Annotated in this window: 14 protein-coding genes; 6 read left to right on the plus strand and 8 right to left on the minus strand. The window is 61.1% G+C overall.

What is annotated here, in order from left to right; all coding sequences use genetic code 11:
- Positions 1-168 precede the first annotated feature (168 nt).
- The 3 genes from E5720_RS12015 to E5720_RS12025 form a co-directional block, all read right to left on the minus strand.
- Positions 169-594, minus strand: coding sequence for a hypothetical protein (locus E5720_RS12015; RefSeq protein ID WP_136170839.1), 426 nt, complete (start codon positions 592-594; stop codon positions 169-171).
- Complete coding sequence (locus tag E5720_RS12020; RefSeq protein WP_136170840.1) at positions 591-1,199, minus strand: DUF433 domain-containing protein; 609 nt, start codon at positions 1,197-1,199, stop codon at positions 591-593. The genes E5720_RS12015 and E5720_RS12020 overlap by 4 nt, the downstream gene beginning before the upstream one ends.
- 359 nt (positions 1,200-1,558) lie before the next feature.
- On the minus strand, positions 1,559-2,011 hold the full coding sequence (locus E5720_RS12025; protein WP_136170841.1) for a hypothetical protein: 453 nt from the start codon (positions 2,009-2,011) through the stop codon (positions 1,559-1,561).
- A 1,357-nt stretch (positions 2,012-3,368) separates the two neighbouring features.
- Here E5720_RS12025 and E5720_RS12030 point away from each other — a divergent pair.
- The 4 genes from E5720_RS12030 to E5720_RS12045 all read left to right on the plus strand — a co-directional run bounded on the left by E5720_RS12030 (position 3,369) and on the right by E5720_RS12045 (position 8,223).
- Positions 3,369-4,175, plus strand: coding sequence for a hypothetical protein (locus E5720_RS12030; RefSeq protein ID WP_247595935.1), 807 nt, complete (start codon positions 3,369-3,371; stop codon positions 4,173-4,175).
- Positions 4,176-4,770: 595 nt separating this feature from the next.
- Positions 4,771-5,076 carry a transposase gene (locus E5720_RS12035; RefSeq protein WP_136170843.1) on the plus strand — a complete coding sequence of 102 codons (306 nt, stop codon included), beginning with the start codon at positions 4,771-4,773 and terminating at the stop codon, positions 5,074-5,076.
- 14 nt (positions 5,077-5,090) lie between these two features.
- Positions 5,091-5,966, plus strand: coding sequence for an IS3 family transposase (locus E5720_RS12040; RefSeq protein WP_247595936.1), 876 nt, complete (start codon positions 5,091-5,093; stop codon positions 5,964-5,966).
- 409 nt (positions 5,967-6,375) lie between these two features.
- The gene (locus tag E5720_RS12045) at positions 6,376-8,223 is read left to right on the plus strand and encodes an APC family permease (RefSeq protein ID WP_210729857.1); all 1,848 of its coding nucleotides are present in this window, start codon (positions 6,376-6,378) and stop codon (positions 8,221-8,223) included.
- 39 nt (positions 8,224-8,262) lie between these two features.
- On the opposite strand, the gene E5720_RS12050 is transcribed toward E5720_RS12045, so the two are convergent.
- The 4 genes from E5720_RS12050 to E5720_RS12065 all read right to left on the minus strand — a co-directional run bounded on the left by E5720_RS12050 (position 8,263) and on the right by E5720_RS12065 (position 12,891).
- Positions 8,263-9,282 carry an LLM class flavin-dependent oxidoreductase gene (locus E5720_RS12050; RefSeq protein WP_136170845.1) on the minus strand — a complete coding sequence of 340 codons (1,020 nt, stop codon included), beginning with the start codon at positions 9,280-9,282 and terminating at the stop codon, positions 8,263-8,265.
- A gap of 272 nt (positions 9,283-9,554) precedes the next feature.
- Positions 9,555-9,965, minus strand: a complete 411-nt coding sequence (locus E5720_RS12055) for a hypothetical protein (protein WP_136172640.1) — start codon at positions 9,963-9,965, stop codon at positions 9,555-9,557.
- A gap of 93 nt (positions 9,966-10,058) precedes the next feature.
- Positions 10,059-11,729, minus strand: coding sequence for a phospholipase D family protein (locus E5720_RS12060; RefSeq protein WP_136170846.1), 1,671 nt, complete (start codon positions 11,727-11,729; stop codon positions 10,059-10,061).
- 112 nt (positions 11,730-11,841) lie between these two features.
- The gene (locus tag E5720_RS12065) at positions 11,842-12,891 is read right to left on the minus strand and encodes an NADH:flavin oxidoreductase (RefSeq protein ID WP_247596323.1); all 1,050 of its coding nucleotides are present in this window, start codon (positions 12,889-12,891) and stop codon (positions 11,842-11,844) included.
- 173 nt (positions 12,892-13,064) lie between these two features.
- Between E5720_RS12065 and E5720_RS12070 the strand changes: the two genes are divergently transcribed.
- Both E5720_RS12070 and E5720_RS12075 read left to right on the plus strand, forming a co-directional pair.
- Positions 13,065-13,886 carry an SDR family oxidoreductase gene (locus E5720_RS12070; protein ID WP_136170847.1) on the plus strand — a complete coding sequence of 274 codons (822 nt, stop codon included), beginning with the start codon at positions 13,065-13,067 and terminating at the stop codon, positions 13,884-13,886.
- Positions 13,887-13,896: 10 nt separating this feature from the next.
- The gene (locus E5720_RS12075; RefSeq protein ID WP_136170848.1) at positions 13,897-15,102 is read left to right on the plus strand and encodes an acyl-CoA dehydrogenase family protein; all 1,206 of its coding nucleotides are present in this window, start codon (positions 13,897-13,899) and stop codon (positions 15,100-15,102) included.
- A gap of 76 nt (positions 15,103-15,178) precedes the next feature.
- Here the strand turns inward: E5720_RS12075 and E5720_RS12080 are convergent, their stop codons facing one another.
- Entirely contained in the window at positions 15,179-16,288 is a 1,110-nt protein-coding gene (locus E5720_RS12080) for an NDMA-dependent alcohol dehydrogenase (protein WP_136170849.1), read from the minus strand.
- Between the last annotated feature and the right edge of the window lie 30 nt (positions 16,289-16,318).

The following is a 16,318-nucleotide window of genomic DNA, read 5'->3' on the forward strand; positions in this document are numbered from 1 at the left end:
GTTGGGCGGTGATCTCACGCAGCCAGTGTCTGACGAGACTGCCGTGACCGCACCCCGGGTGGGGTGGGAGCCCCCTGGGTGGGCCCGCCCGGCACCCCGGGTAAGACAGTCTCCCACTGCTGCGGGTGAGAGCCTTTCGATCAGGGCGGTCGGGATTGAGGAAAGCGGTCAGAGCAACCCTGAGTCGTCTACGTCGCCAGGGAGGGCTGCGTGTCCGCGCAGCATTTGGTAGTACCGTGGTCCGCTCGCTGCGTTTGCCTCGATGTCCCGGACGACATGCTCGAGCATTCCGAAGAGGTACGAGCATTCGCCGTACAAGGCCAATCTGCCTTTTGCAGTTACCCGAGGAATGCCAAGCCAGTGAAGGCCGGCTATGCAGCAGGCTCGACGTTCAGCCGGTCGCTCGGCGAGTTGCTTGATGTCGTTCGTGACGAAGACTTCGCCGCCCACTCTTGCTACCTCGGCGAAGAGCGGGATGTCCAGCATGCCAGAAGGGGTGTCGACCCCGCCCACGATGAAGCGGTGTCGTGGGTAGAGCGATTGGAGTGAACGAAGCATCTTCTTGTTCATGTTCTCGTCGAGGAAGATGTTCACGCTGACATCTCCCTGACTTCCTGCTGAAAGGAAATTGCGTCCTCGACGGCACCGGGGCCGACGGTCGGATAGAACTCCGTCACCTCGTCCGCAGAGACGTCTCCGTCTGCGAAGAGGTTCGCAACGGCATCGAACGGGACGCGTGTGCCTAGAATAGTTGGCCAACCACCGAGTCTGTCCTGGTGAACCTCCAGGTGCTTGCGAGGATGACGAAAGTCGACGACTCGCCGCTTGCCTCGCTGGAACGAGCGGTAGATGTCGTTCATGGTTACCAGGTTGAACTGACCTGGATTGTTGACGAGATCAATGAAGCCGTCCTCAGTCCACACAACGACTGTTTTGCCGTCCGTGGCGAATCGATGCTCGGATGGGTGATCGAGTAGATCCTGCTCCGGGAGGTTGGCGAATGCAGTCTTGATCTTCTGCAGGGAGACCTCCGATCGGAGGTAGCAGACGCTGCGCAGGGCGTGGAGATCGCGAAATGAGTACAACATTGGGCGGCGAACCCGAATTTCCGGCACAACGAGTTCCTCGCGACTCCAGCGGCGGAGTGTGTTCACGCTCGCACCAGTGAGAACAGCGGTCAGATCGACTGGAAATGCCATGGCAATTCACCCCCTTCTCGGCTTCGTTCCAGCGCGCTGCTCATAGATCGAGTGTGGCAGGTTCTTTCGCGGCTGGCGTGCAACTTGCACGCGTGCGGTCATTCTTATCACTCCGAACTGAAGTAGACGGCATCTGTCATTTGAGTAGTGACCCTCTGTTCTCGTCGAGGTCTGCGATTGGGATGCAGATCTTCGGTCGAGCTCGCCCGATGCCGAGATAGTGAATCGCGGGGTCCGAGATGAGGTTACGAAGATTGTCAGCTGAGCAATCGCGGCGCTTGGCCGCGTGCGCAACTGACAGAGTCTTCGAGATGTCGACCATCCTGTCGGACACTAGCGGCGTTGCCAATCTCAGCGGCTCATTTTCCGTCCTCGGCGACGATCTTTCCACCCATCGGAACCTTCATTGCAATGCATGTTGCTTCGGAGCCGCAGTTCACAGTCCAGTTCGCGCCGACGAGAAGCCCGTATTCGATTCCGGCTGGGCCGAGCAGTGAGGACTGGACGTTGACGGAGTCGTCCCTGTCGGTGGTGGAGGTGTACACCGACAACACAGTTTCGGTTCCCCCGATACTGCACCGGCCTGCGTTGGCTGCCATCCGCGAGGTGGAGTCAATCTCGAAGGGGGTCTCGCAGGGGAATCCGCCGGCGGCGAGGTCATCGGTGATCGCTTGGGCACTGTCGTAGGACTGAGTGCCTGGGCGGGGCTCGAACGTTGACTCGGGCGCACTGTCGGAGGTGTCGCTGCTGCAGCTGACGAGAGTGAATGCAAGGGCGGAGCCGAAAACGGCAAACGCGAGAAGTCGTGTCATGGGGTGTTTGTAGCACCCTTGTCCGCGAAATAGTTAGTCGTTCATTCGTCCGAATGAACCACATCTTGAATCACCCCGGCGTGTCCGTAGGCTTGATATGCAACGAGTTTCGTAGAGTCGTGAAATTTGACTCCACGCGACGGGTTGACGTGTGAAATGTACGTTCTTCGAACTCGATCGATGCCAGCATCCGAGGTAACTGTGCCGGCGTTTGGCGGTTGTGGAAGGTCTTAAGGTACTCAAACACAGCATTGGCCAATTCGATCCACGTTATCCATCGTTGCCAGTTCAGAAGCTCAGTTTGATTTCGGCCCCAGAAAGATTCGATTACGGCGTTGACACCTCAATCGCCGATCGATCCCATCGACGAGACCAGTCCTGAGTCCTGTGCCCGGCGTATGAACGCCCACGATGTGGATTGCACTCCGTGTTCGGGAAGAATAAAAGTGCCGGGGTCGGGCCCGATCCGAACTGCCCTTTCCGAAGCGTTCGTCACCAACGTCGCCGTCTGAGAACGGTCGATAGACCACCGACGGCCCGTGTCGGAAACGTATGCAAGGCAACGGCACAATAAACCCCTTTCTTCGCGCGTGGGATGTTCCTTAATATAATTGACCCACAGCTTATTTTGCTCGTAGCGGGTGAACTGACGGTCCACGAGATCGCTCGCGGTCGGGGTCATATACGTGGAACGCGCAGAGCGTTTTTCCCGAAGTCTTTTCACACCAGCAGCTTTCAAAAATGTTTTTACACAGCCGTGCCCCACGGCAATTTGGTGCCCAAGGGTGAGTTCGGTCTGGCCGCGGCGGGTGCCGCAGGTATCCGTTCGATATCGAGTGCGCTTCTGTGATCAGCTGCGTTATCGAGGGCCATCGCAGTGAGCGTTCCGAGGTTGACCGGTTCGCCACTCATAGAAACCGGACGACGATAGCTCCAGAACGCGGTACGTCGTCTGGGCGGGTAGTCCCTCCCGGCCACACCCCAATCGCTTCGAACCGCCTTTGGGAGCACCGCCGACTTAAGCAGCTCGGTGGAACGTTTGGCACGAGCAATCTCGGTCTCCAGTTCGGCGATACGACGATGAGCTGCAGTGAGTTCAGCACCCACAATTGAGCTCAGCGCAAACTTATGCCTGGTATCGAGGAGCTCCTGGTTACGGCAGAATCAGCGCATGACTACTCCGGCCGGATGGCACCCCGACCCTGAAGGCTCCGGACTACTTCGTTGGTGGGATGGACGGCAATGGACGTCAGCCACAGAGCTGTCACCTCAGCGACAGACGCCATCGCCTGCAGGGGAACACACCCCGCAAACACCCATGGACAGGCGACGGAAATATATCCTCGGCGGACTAGCGGTGGTGGTAGTCGCCGCAACCATCGGGACAACCGCTTGGCAAAAAGCAGACGACATCCGTCCGGACACCCGCGCTGCTTCTGCTGAGAAATTGACCGTTACCGAGACGACTAGGACGGCACCAACCACCACGACTCAATCTACGACCAGTGCCAAACCCGAGACGATGTCGACCGCGGCAGTTGAACTGGATATCGCCGAGTACTGGCAACGCGTCGACCGTGACGGTTATATAACACTCAACGTTTGGGGAAGCTATACCGCAGCGCAACTCGAAGCGGCGTTCAGGGACGTGCGCGATCGGTATACCAGCATAAAAGAATCGGGAGGGTGGTTCGTCTCCATTGATTGCGGCAAGGGAATGAACGCCGAAGGTGGCGGACGCCTCGCCAACGGTAAGTTCGCTTTGGATTCGCTAGGTGCTGCACAAACGGGGCTCCAGCGCGGCGGATCTGAATTCGAAATGGTCGACACGCCCGCGGCGTGCCCAACTGCTGAAGCGCCAGCGGGCGCGGTAAGCGCTCGGGCTGTCGTCGATGCCGTCACCGCTGCCGGGCTCCCCGCACGAGACCCCCGCGTCAATACCTCGTTCTGCGTCGATTCAGGTTGCGTGCAACTCGTAACGACCGACGATTTCTCCGTCTACCAATACGTCGATGAGACTGCCGCCACCCGCCAGGCGACTGTTTACCCACTGACCCACCAGGTGGGCGTGCTGTTTATGCGCTTCACCGAGGACGGAAGCAATCCGACCGATCCGACGTTGATCCCGCTGTACTCGGCAATCCTCGATGAGATTGCCGGGTAGTTCTGGATGAGCCCGGTGCCCTTTGACTAATCTCGAGGTTGCGTACTGCTGGCAGTGGTCTAGATTCGGTGTCCGACTTGCGCGGTTAATTTTGCGAGCAGCAGGCGCTGTTGGCGGATCTCTGTCGCAGCGGGCCTCGTGAGTGTCATTCCTGCGGAGTTGGTGAGCATCGCGCCGTGTGAGTCGAGATCGCGGTGCAACTCGGCAACAAGATCGAGCGTGCTCGCGGCCTGCTCGATAAGTGCCTCGTCTTCGGTCTCAAGGGTGACGCCGGCCTCGTGTGCTTTTGTGTCGTAGAACGTGCGGGGAGCCCGCCGGTGTGCGGTTCGTGCGATATGACCGCTGAAACGGTATTGGTCATCCGAGCACCCCGGTAGTCAGGAGCGCTTGTTCACTCCCGATGCTGGTCACGACACTGCTGTGGGAATCAATCCAATACGTGGCCAAAAGTCGCTTAGCGGCAATGCCCCTCGCGTGAGGTTCTCGGATCGACACTCCATGAACCGCTGTCGGGTGTCAGCGAGACTTTGAGGCTCCCCCCGGATGGTGGACACCGAGATAGCGGGATCGATGGTTCCGCTGGAAGGATGTCCTCATGTCCCGCAAACGCAGGTCTTTCACGACCGAGTACAAGGTCGAGGCCGCCCGCAGGGTGATCGATTCCGGCCGCACCATCGCCGAGGTCGCCCGCGAACTGGGCATCAACGAAGCCCTACTCGGTCGGTGGGTCGCCGATGAGCGCCGCCGGATCGAAGCCGCGGCAGCATCCGGCGATCAACCGCTCACGGCCGCGGAACGCACCGAGCTGGCACGGTTACGCCGGCAGGTCTCCGAGCAGGAGAAAGACATCGCGTTCCTGAAAAAAGCGTCCGCGTACTTCGCCGCCAATCAACAAAAGTAGAGCTCTACTCGTTGATGGCCGCGGAGTACGCGAACTCCGCCGTTGCCCGGATGGCACGACTACTCGAAGTGTCGGCCTCCGGTTTCTACAAGCACCAAGGACGCAGGGTGACAACCAGATTGGCAGAACGGCAGCAACGTAGAGCTGATCTGGAGATCAAGATCCTCGCGGTCCATCAGGAGTCGAAGGGCGTGTACGGGGCACCGCGCATCACCGCCGAACTTCACGACCGAGGCGAGGTGATCACCGAGAAAACCGTCGCCAAGATCATGCGGTCGCTCGGTGTCGTCGGTATCAGTCCGCGCATGTTCAAGGTCCGCACCACCGTGGTCGATCCGTTCGCCTCGTTCCCTGATGATCTGGTTCAGCGCCGCTTCGATCAGGGCGAACTCGACGCGGTGTGGACTTCGGACATCACGTATCTGACCTGCGGGGAGGGTGATATGTATCTGTGTGCGATCAAGGACGAGCACTCGAAGAAGGTGCTCGGGTGGGCCGTGGCCGATCACATGCGCACCGAGCTGGTTGTCGAGGCGTTGGATATGGCGGTCGCCGAACGTGGCGGCGATGTCGCGGGAACAATCATGCACTTGGACAGGGGATCTCAGTACACTGCTGACATCATGAAGCAGGCGTGTGAACGGTACGGGTTGCGGCGTTCGATGGGGGCAACCGGTATTTGCTGGGACAACGCCGGCGCGGAGAGTCTGTGGTCGACGTTCAAGCACGAGTACTACTACCGGCACACCTTCGTTCAAGCCACTGAATTGGTTGCTGCAGTTGACAACTGGATGAACTTCTACAACACTCGCCGTAGGCACTCCACGATCGGGATGCTCAGCCCCACCACGTACGAACAGTCACTGATCGCGCCCATCATGGCCGCGTGACCACTGTCCACTTTTCGGGGGGAACCTCACTTTTTGTCATAAACTCTCTGGTCCGGCGCTCGTAGCCGCTAATTGGCATCTGGCACGGGTTCCGTTCTAACGCTTCACGTCCGCATCGGCAGTACTCGATTGCGTGTCTCGCGGACACCGTGGATGGAGGGGTAAGAGGCGCATTTCGGTGACCAGCAGAGAGCGAAGTTGGAGTGGGTCACTGCTACGCCCCGCCGGTCGAAAGGTGCTCGATTCCGTTTCGCACGCACCTTGCTGCCCCGCAGGAATTTGTAAGAACCAAGGTCGCCTCGCCCTGATCGGGGCGCTATCCGATCAATGCCGTCGATATTGTCGGCTATCCCGTCAATATTTCGACAGGAAACGATTCGACGCCGATGGTCCGTGCGAGTCTCGAGCGATGAGACATTCAGTGATGCTCGGGCACCGTGGGGCCGTATCGGCAACACCACGGCCGGCGCGAAACACCGAAAAGCACAAGCTTTCCGTCGCAACAGGATTGGCGGGGTTGTCGCTCGACGCGATGGCCTCGGTGTCGTATGGCCCCGAGGCCATCGTGCTCGTTCTCGCCCTCGCCGGTGGTGCCGGTATCGGGTTCACTTTGCCGGTGACCATCGCGATCGCGGTGTTGCTTGCGGTTCTGGTGGCGTCGTACCGTCAGGTGATCGCTGCGTTTCCCCAAGGTGGTGGTGCCTACGCCGTCGCGAAGAAGCATCTGAGTCCTCGTGCAAGCTTGGCGGCCGCCGCGTCGTTGATCGTGGATTACACCCTCAACGTCGCGGTGTCGATCGCCGCTGGTGTGGCGGCTTTGACCTCGGCTTTCCCCGCACTGCTTCCTTATACGGTCTGGATTGCGCTGGCGATACTCGGTGGGATCACTGCGTTGAACCTACGTGGAATCGCGGAGTCGGCGCGGGTGTTCATGCTCCCGACTGCGATCTTCGTCGTGAGTATCTTCACCGTCATCATTGCGGGACTGTTTCGTGATCAGCCCGCCGCGGTCGAGGCTCCGTTTCTCGCCGACAATGCACATTCGATCGGTATTCTTCTTCTCCTCAAGGCATTTTCGAGTGGCTGTGCTGCACTGACAGGTGTCGAAGCGATCGCGAATGCGGTACCGAGCTTCAAGACGCCTCGGGTGCGCAATGCTCAGCGCGCCGAGGTCGTCCTTGGAATTCTGTTGGGCACCATGCTGATCGGGCTCGCGGTGCTGATCGAGAAGTTCTCCTTGACGCCGGTGCACGGTACGACGGTCCTATCGCAGCTCACCTCCGCATCACTCGGAAATGGTGTGGGCTACTACGTCGTGCAATTCTCCACGGTGATACTTCTTGCACTGGCAGCGAACACCTCGTACGGCGGACTTCCCAACCTGATGCGACTGCTCGCCGAGGACAATGTCCTTCCTCATCGTTTCAGCCGGAAGTCGCGACGCGAAGTCTTCACCTACGGTGTTCTGTCCCTTGGTGGCGTCGCGGCTCTGCTGCTCCTCGCCTCCGGCGGACACATGAACACGTTGGTCCCGCTGTTCGCTATCGGAGTCTTCATCGGATTTACTCTCGCTCAGTTCGGCATGGTGCGGCATTGGCTGGCGGAGCGCACTCCCGGTTGGAAATGGCGTTTGGCGCTCAACGGTTTCGGCGCGTTGTTGACGGCCGTGGCTGCTGTGGTGACTACCGCAATGAAGTTCACCGAGGGAGCGTGGCTGATCGCGCTTGCCCTGCCGGCACTGATCCTCGGGATGGAACGCATTCGAGGTGCGTACACGCACATCGGCACGCGACTCACTACCGTCGACGGTAGTGAGACCTACCGCGGCGTCCGAGTCGAACCTGCTGTGCTGGTTCCGGTAGCGGAACTCACGGCACTGTCCGTGCGGGCGATGGCTGCAGCGACTGCCATGTCATCGGAGCCGATCGCGATCCACGTCTGCATGGGCGACGAGTCGACGGCAGACTTCAGGCATCGCTGGGAAACCCGCTATCCCGATTCGCATCTGATCGTCATCGAAGACACCGAAAACTCGGTTGGGCTGTCCCTTGCCCGGTATATCCGGACCCACTTCCCACACCAGGAAACATTCGCGGTGGTCGCCACCATCGACCCGGCCACCGGGTGGCACAAGTTCCTGCCTAGTCAACGCACCGACGAAATCGCCGGTGCACTACGCAAACACACCGAAGCGGTGGTGTGCCAGATACCGGTCCGCATCGATCCTGCAGACCGATACCGCTCCTTGCGCGCCTGACGACCAAGTCGCCGCCGAGAACCTCTGCGAATCGGCGCGCTACCGCCACCCTAGTGCTGGAGCAACTTCGGTGAGTAGCGCGTCGAGGACATGGGCGCAGTAGTCGACGCCCAGTTGATTGGGGATGGTCAGCAGCAGGGTATCGGCGGCAGCGATGGCCTCGTCCTCAGCCAGGTCCGCGATGAGGCGATCAGGCTCTCCGGCATATGTTTTGCCGAAGCGCGCTTTGCCGCCGTCGAGGTAACCCACCTGGTCCTGGCCGGTGCCTTCGCGGCCGAAGTAGGCGCGGTCGAGATCGCTGACGATGGGAAAGATGCTGCGGCTGACCGAGACCCGGGGCTCGTGCGCGTGGCCTGCGTCGGACCAGGCTTTGCGGAATCGAACGATCTGCTCGGCCTGGAGTTGATGGAACGGGACTCCGGTGTCTTCGCTGAGGAGTGTCGAACTCATCAGGTTCATACCCTGCTCGGCAGCCCATTCGGCGGTCTGCCGGGTGCCGGCTCCCCACCAGATTCGATTGCGAAGGCCCTCGGAGTGCGGCTCCAGGCGCAACAATCCGGGAGGATTGGGGAACATCGGCGACGGATTCGGTTCGGCGAATCCCTTGCCTTCCAGTAGCTCGAGGAACTGTCGGGTGTGCGCGCGAGCCATCGCCGCGTGGTCGGACCCCTCCGGCGGCGTGTGCCCGAAGTGGCGGTATCCCTCGATGACCTGCTCGGGCGATCCCCGGCTGATCCCTAGCTGAAGCCGGCCGCCCGAGATGAGATCCGCGGAACCGGCGTCCTCCGTCATGTAGAACGGGTTCTCGTAGCGCATGTCGATGACGCCGGTGCCGATCTCGATCTTGCTCGTTTTGGCACCGACTGCAGCGAGTAGCGGGAACGGTGAAGAAAGTTGGTTGGCGAAATGGTGGACGCGGAAGTAGGCACCATCGGCACCCAGTTCCTCGGCAGCAACGGCGAGATCGATGGATTGCAGTAGGACGTCGGAGGCCGATCGAGTCTGCGACCGGGGGTTTGGCGTCCAATGGCCGAAGGACAAGAACCCGATGTTCTTCATATGCGTCTACTTCCTCGGAGTCCGACAAAAGATGGCTGCAAACCCCAACATACACAGGTTAGGTTCTAGCTTCAACCAAAAGTTACTCACAGCCGTGTAATTCAGTTTTACCTAGTCCTACCTGCGGAAAGAGTGATGGGCGTCAGATCTATCCACAAGCCATCCACAGCCTGAAGGCCTTGGTCCTCGAGTTATCCACAGTTTCATCCACACCCTGTTAGTGCATATGTTCGAAACCGAAATACCGGCAGGTATCGAGTGCGGTTTTCGCGCTAAGTGGCACGACGCACCTGCCGCAATCGCGCCACAAGACCCCCGGCGACGACGGCTTGGCCGATGAACAGTGCGAGAGGCAGCATCAACAACTCCCAGCCTGTCGTGGCGAAGTAGCCAGCCCAGAGAACGATCGCGAAAGCGATTGTGCAAGTGATGATCTGACCTGTGGCCATAACTGCGGTTGCGTACTGGCCGCCGCGCACCACGCGCGGAAGAGCGATCGCCCCCGCGACTGCTCCGATCAGGGAAGCAGCTACGCCGACAATCGTCGGAAACACCACCATCAGCTCGAACAGCGGCCCAGGTTCGATCACACCGGAGACGACCAGTTGAGGTACGCAGTACAGCAAGACCAACACCGTGCACAGCACCGTGAGGGCCGAAAGGTACGTCAGTGTCACCTTCACGATCAGGTCACTTTTCGCAAAGTCTGCTGCCACGCACTCGTCATGCCCCACGATCTCATGCTTCCAGTGGGTCGCGCGGACACCCGGTCGGATTCAGAAATGTCTCCGCAGCCGCATCCCGAAAGGTCGACCGTCGGGGTCGACGAACAACCTGTATGCCAGCGATGCGAGCCGTTGCTGCCATTCCGGTGGCACGTCGATATTGTGTGCGCGCAACCTTCCTGCTGGCCGTGGCGTCGCCCCCGGTGCGCGATGCCAGGCATCGAGACGATCGGCACTCGCACGGGCAACGTCGAAGAACGAGCCGGGATCGAGAAGATCCGAGTCGTCCCCCGGCGCGCGATCGAGGTGCTCACGCATCAACTCGAGGCGTAGTGAACGAGCGAATACCCGGGCACGGTCGCCATGACCACCCGGGTCGACCGGCTCACGGCGGTCGACATCTTCGTCGATGATTGCGGCCGTCAACTCCGAATCATGCGTCCACGAGCGGCGATTGAAGTTGTCCGAGCCCACAGCCGCCCACACGTCGTCGATGATGCAGACCTTCGAATGCACGTACACCGGTATGCCGCGGTCGTTTTCGATATCCAGCACCAACACTCGGTCGCCACCGGACTCTCGAATGACATCCAGCGCCGCCGAGTGACCGAGCAGCGCCGACGGGATGGTGATCGCGCTGTCGTCGTCGAGATGCTTCGGTACGACGATGACGAGTCGAAGGTCGGGTGAACGACGTAGGGCGGCGGCGAAGACGCGCGCTACGTCCACGGACCACAGGTACTGATCCTCCACGTACACCAGCTGGCGAGCGCGACGCAGGGCTTTCGCATACGCACGAGCTGCACTGCGCTCGCCTTTGGTGGCGAACGGATATGCCGGTCGACGACGAGGGTACGTCCGGAGTAGCTGCACCGAGCACGTGCCCAGCGGCTCGGGGCCGGCCGGTGACTCCGGGAGCTCCGAAGGCTCGCGCGTCACTCCCCGGAGAATGTCCGGAACAGCATGCCACGGCAGCCGTGACAGTGCGGCTGGGTCCTCCCAGCGTTCTCGAAACACATCCTCGACGTCGCGGACCGCGGGGCCCTCGAGCTGCACCTGCATGTCGTGCCACGCGGGAGTCTCGCCGTACTCCGGGGGGAACGGCCGACTGACGGGGTCGCCGAAGTGATCGGCGTCGTCCCGGCGGGCGCGTGCGAGATCGATACCCCCGACGAACGCGACGTCCTCGAGGTCTTTGCCGACGTAGCGAATGACGACGAACTTTTGATGGTGGCTTCCCAGCATCAGAACTCGCTGGTCGAGGATTACCTCGCCACCCGACTCTTCCAGTCGCTCGGCGAGCTTGCGGTTCTTACGTCCCGTGAACCCGAGAGTCTCGATGTGCGAGCGCCACACCATGCCCTTGACGATCCCGCCGCGCTCGGCGACGCCGGACAATGCATCGTCGACTGTCTCGCCGTCGTCGGTGAGGAGCTGCTCCGGATCGCCGCGCCAATCGGTGAAGAAGACCAGGTCGTCACGCCCCGCTTTGGACAAGGCCTCGGCTAGATGCGCGAAGTAAGTCTTCCCGTGCACCAGCGGCGTGACGCGATTGCCCTCGGTCCACGCCGCGATCCGGGTATCTGGATTGTCGCGTTCCTCGGCGCTCAGGAACCACGGATGGGCCGAATCGAAACCGCGAACCTCGTCGTCGAGAGCGGTGATGCTGCGTCCGAGTCGCTTCGCCACCACGTCGATCATGCGGCGTGCCCGCTGCGTCATCACGCACGAGATTCTGTCAGAGCCCGCCGCGAGATGCCGCATCCGGTGTGCGCGGTCATTCCCGCGGCAGGCGCTGTCGAAGTCTGCGCGGCGCTATCGCCCGGGCCTGAAATCAGTTCAGCGCGGTGATGTGCTCGCGTGCGAACGGGATGCGGTCGTCGAGACGTCCCTGCTGAACCTTGTTGACCCATTCGGGGTCGGACAGTAATGCCCGGCCGACGGCGACGATGTCGAACTCTCCACGCTCGAACTGCGCGAGCAGTGGGTCGAGACTGGTTGTTGCTGCGGTGGAATCTTTGCCCCACGCACCGGTGAATACCTGGTCGAGGCCGACCGAACCGACTGTGATGGTCGGCAATCCGGTGATGGACTTCGTCCAACCGGCAAGTCCGCGTTCACCTTCCACCCCGGACAGCTCAGGGAAGGCGGGCTCCCAGTGACGTCGCGTCGAGGGGTGCAGGACATCGACACCCGCGTGAACCAGCGGAGCGAGGATGCGTTCGAGTTGCTGCGGAGTCTGGGCCAGGCGGGCGTCGTAGTGACCCGACTTCCACTGCGAGAATCGGTAGACGATCGCAAACTCCGGTCCGACGGCAGCGCGAATGGCTGCGACCACCTCGGCAGGGAAACGGGTGCGGGCCTCCAGCGAACCGCCGTATCCGTCTTCGCGAGTGTTGGTCTGCTCCCACAGGAACTCGTCGAGAAGGTACCCGTGCGCACCGTGCAGTTCGACGCCGTCGAATCCGGTCTTCTTGGCATTCACCGCGGCATCGACCCAGAACTGCTTCTGCTCTTCCAGATCGGCGGCGGTGAACTCTCGGCCGACCGGCGAGCCGTCGAGAGCAATTCCGGACGGGCTGACGGTGACGACTTCGGGGTTGAACCTCGGGCTCGCGCCTCGTTCGACACCGAGATGCCAGAGCTGAGGGATGATCGCGCTGCCCTCGGCGTGGACTGCGTCGACGACGCCCTTCCAGCCTTCGAGGCTTTCGTCGCCGTGGAGGTGGGGGACTCGGGAGTCCGGGCCCGCGGCCGGGTCGGGGATCAGGGTGCCCTCGGTGATGATCAGCGAGGTTCCACCTGCGGCCCGCTTGCGGTAGTACTCGGCGACATTTTCGCGGGGCACTCCGCCTGGAGAGAACGCGCGTGTCATCGGTGCCATCGCGAAACGATTGCTCAACTTCAACGACTTCACCTCGATGGGGGTGAAGAGTCCGGATGCGTCGAGGTCGAGGTTGCTCACTGCGGGTTGGGTCACGTAGCGGTCCAACTGATAGGGCGTGACCGCTATTCCTTCGAGGCAATGTGCGAGAGGGGGCGTGCTATACCTGGGTGATGAAGGTTACAGACAAGGTCGCGATCGTCACCGGTGGCGGCGGAGGAATCGGCGGAGCGCTCGCCGAGCGACTGGTCGCCGAAGGTGCCCGCGTCGTCGTATCCGATCTGAACGCAACGGCTGCTTCGGAGGTTGTCTCCCGTATCGAGCAGACAAGTCCGGGCGCGGCGGTATCCCTCGGCGGGGATGCATCCGTCGTCGAGGACATCACTGCACTCATTGCGCTCGCCGAGGATACTTTCGGCCCGGTAGACCTTTATTTTGCGAACGCCGGGATCGGCGGCGCCCCGGGATTGGACGCCAGCGAGGCCGACTGGGATCTGTCCATCGACGTCAATCTTCGTGCGCACATCAGAGCCGCGCAGCTGCTGATGCCCACGTGGATCGAACGCGGTGAGGGATACTTCGTCAGTACTGCTTCTGCTGCAGGGCTGCTCACTCAAATAGGTTCTGCCACATACTCGGTCACCAAACATGCGGCCGTGGGATTCTCGGAGTGGCTCAATGTTACCTACGGTGATCGTGGCATCAGAGTCAGCTGCCTGTGCCCCATGGGCGTCAACACCAAGTTGCTCTACGAGGGGCAAGAGTCCGGAAGCGCCTTGGGTGCCGCTGCGACCAAGGCAGTGTTGGCCGCCGGTGACGTCCTCGAGCCGGCCGATGTCGCCGAGATCGTGCTCGCCGCGATGGACGCAGAACAGTTCCTTATCCTCCCGCACGCCAACGTGTTGGACATGTACCGCAACAAAGGATCCGATTACGACCGGTGGCTTCGCGGAATGCGCCGCTACCAAACCGCCCTCATGGGCGAAAACAACTGAGGGGAAACACGTGTCGTTCTTCGAAACTACCGACCGAGCCAAGAAGTACGAAACCGACCTGCTCGAGTTCATGGACTCGCACATCTACCCGGCCGAGACCGTGTACAGCGAACAAATGCGAGAACTCGGCGATCCACACGGTCAACCTCAGATCATCGAGGACCTCAAGAAGGAAGCCCGGTCACGGGGACTCTGGAATCTCTTCCACCCGCACCCCGAATGGGGGCCAGGGCTCACCAACCTCGAATATGCCCCGCTCGCCGAGATCATGGGTCGAAGCCTGCTCGCGCCCGAGGCGTGCAATTGCAACGCCCCCGACACCGGCAACATGGAGGTCTTGACGCTTTTCGGGACCGAAGAGCACAAAGAGAAGTACCTGAAGCCCCTGCTGGACGGCACAATTCGATCCGCATTCGCCATGACCGAACCTGCAGTTGCCAGTTCCGATGCCACCAACATCGAGATGAGCATGGTGGAAGACGGTGACGACTACATCCTCAACGGCCGCAAGTGGTGGACGTCCAACGCGTTGCACAAGAATTGCAAGGTGCTCATCGTCATGGGCAAGACCGATCCGGATGCGGCCACCCACCGTCAGCAGTCGATGTTGGTCGTCCCGATCGATGCTCCCGGCGTCACGGTCGTCCGCAATCTCCCGGTCTTCGGCTACATCGACCGAGAAGGTCATGCCGAGGTGCTCTTCGAGAATGTTCGAGTGCCCTCGAAGGACGTGTTGAAAGGCCCGGGTGAAGGTTTCGCCATCAGCCAGGCACGTCTCGGACCCGGTCGCATCCACCACGCGATGCGCACCATCGGCGTGGCCGAGCGTGCACTCGAATTGCTCTGTCGCCGTGCGGTATCGCGAGTCACGTTCGGAAAGCCGATTGCGACACGCGCCAACATTCAGGACTGGATAGCCGAGGCGCGCATCGATATCGAGATGACGCGACTACTGACATTGAAGGCCGCATACCTGATGGACACGGTCGGCAACAAACAAGCGCGTACCGAGATCGCAGCCATCAAGGTTGCTGCGCCCGAGATGGCACTGAAGATCATCGACCGCGCCATCCAGGTCCACGGCGGCGGCGGCGTCAGCGACGACTTTCCACTGGCCATGATGTACGCCCACATTCGGGCCCTGCGACTCGCCGACGGTCCCGACGAGGTGCACAAGATGTCCATCGCGAAGATGGAGTTACGCAAATACATGTGAACCGCATCCGAGTGATGACGCACGAGAGCGGAAATACTTCCTGGGGGAAGTATTTCCGCTCACCTGCTCCGGGTGCCTAGAAGTGGATGACACCTCGCATGTTCTTGCCGTCGCGTAGGTCCTGGTATCCCTCGTTGACCTGCTCGAGGCTGTACGTCGTGGTGATCAACTCGTCCAATTTCAGCTGCCCGGCGTCGTAGAGGCGCAGAAGTCGAACGATGTCGTACTGCGGGTTCGCCGACCCGAACAGAGTGCCCTTGATCGTCTTCTGATTGAGCGTGAGATCGGTGCCCGAGACGTGGACGGTCAGGGCCGCAGGATCGGCAAGACCGGTGATGACGACGGTTCCGCCTTTGCCGATCGCGGCGGTCGCAGCCTGGACGACCTCTTCGTCGACGGTCCCGACGAGGATCAGCGCTTGATCGGCACCCTGTCCCCAGGTGAGCTCGGTGAGCTTCTCCTGCGCTGATGCGTAGTCCGCGAAAGCATGTGTGGCACCGAATTTCAGTGCTTGGTTGCGCTTGAATTCGAGCGGGTCGACGACGATGACGTGCTTGGCGCCGGAGTGAACAGCGCCTTGCACGGCGTTGATGCCTAGGCCACCGATGCCGTAGATGATGACCGAATCACCCGCTCGAACCCCGCCTGCGTAGACAGCGGTTCCCCAACCGGAGGGGACGCCGCAGCCGACGAGCACGGCGACTTCCAACGGCAGCCAGTCGTCGACCTTGACGACCGAGTGTTGGGAAATGGTGGCGCGATCGGCGAAGGTGCCGAGCATGCACATGGCGCCGAACTCGGTACCCTTGCTGTCACGACGGCGGAAGCTGCCGTCGGTCATGCTGCCTTCGAGAATGGTTGCGCCCATGTCGCACAGGCTTTGTCGGCCGGTCGAACAGTAGCGGCAGGTGCCGCAGTTCGGGATGAACGAGCATACGACGTGATCGCCGGGCTTGACCTTGGTGACGCCTGGCCCGACTTCTTCGATGATGCCGGAGCCTTCGTGGCCGCCGACGATCGGGAAACGTGGGGGTAGGTCCCCGTCGAGGAGGTGTAGATCCGAATGGCACAGCCCGGCGGCAACGTACTTGATGAGTACCTCGCCGGGTCCGGGACCATCCATGTCGAGTTCGATGATCTCGAACGGCTTGTGAGGCTCGAACAGAACAGCTGCTTTGATTTTCACAAAAGTCTCCTACCGGTAGATGGCGCTCGT

This window comes from Rhodococcus sp. PAMC28707 (assembly GCF_004795915.1).
GTDB lineage: Bacteria > Actinomycetota > Actinomycetes > Mycobacteriales > Mycobacteriaceae > Rhodococcoides.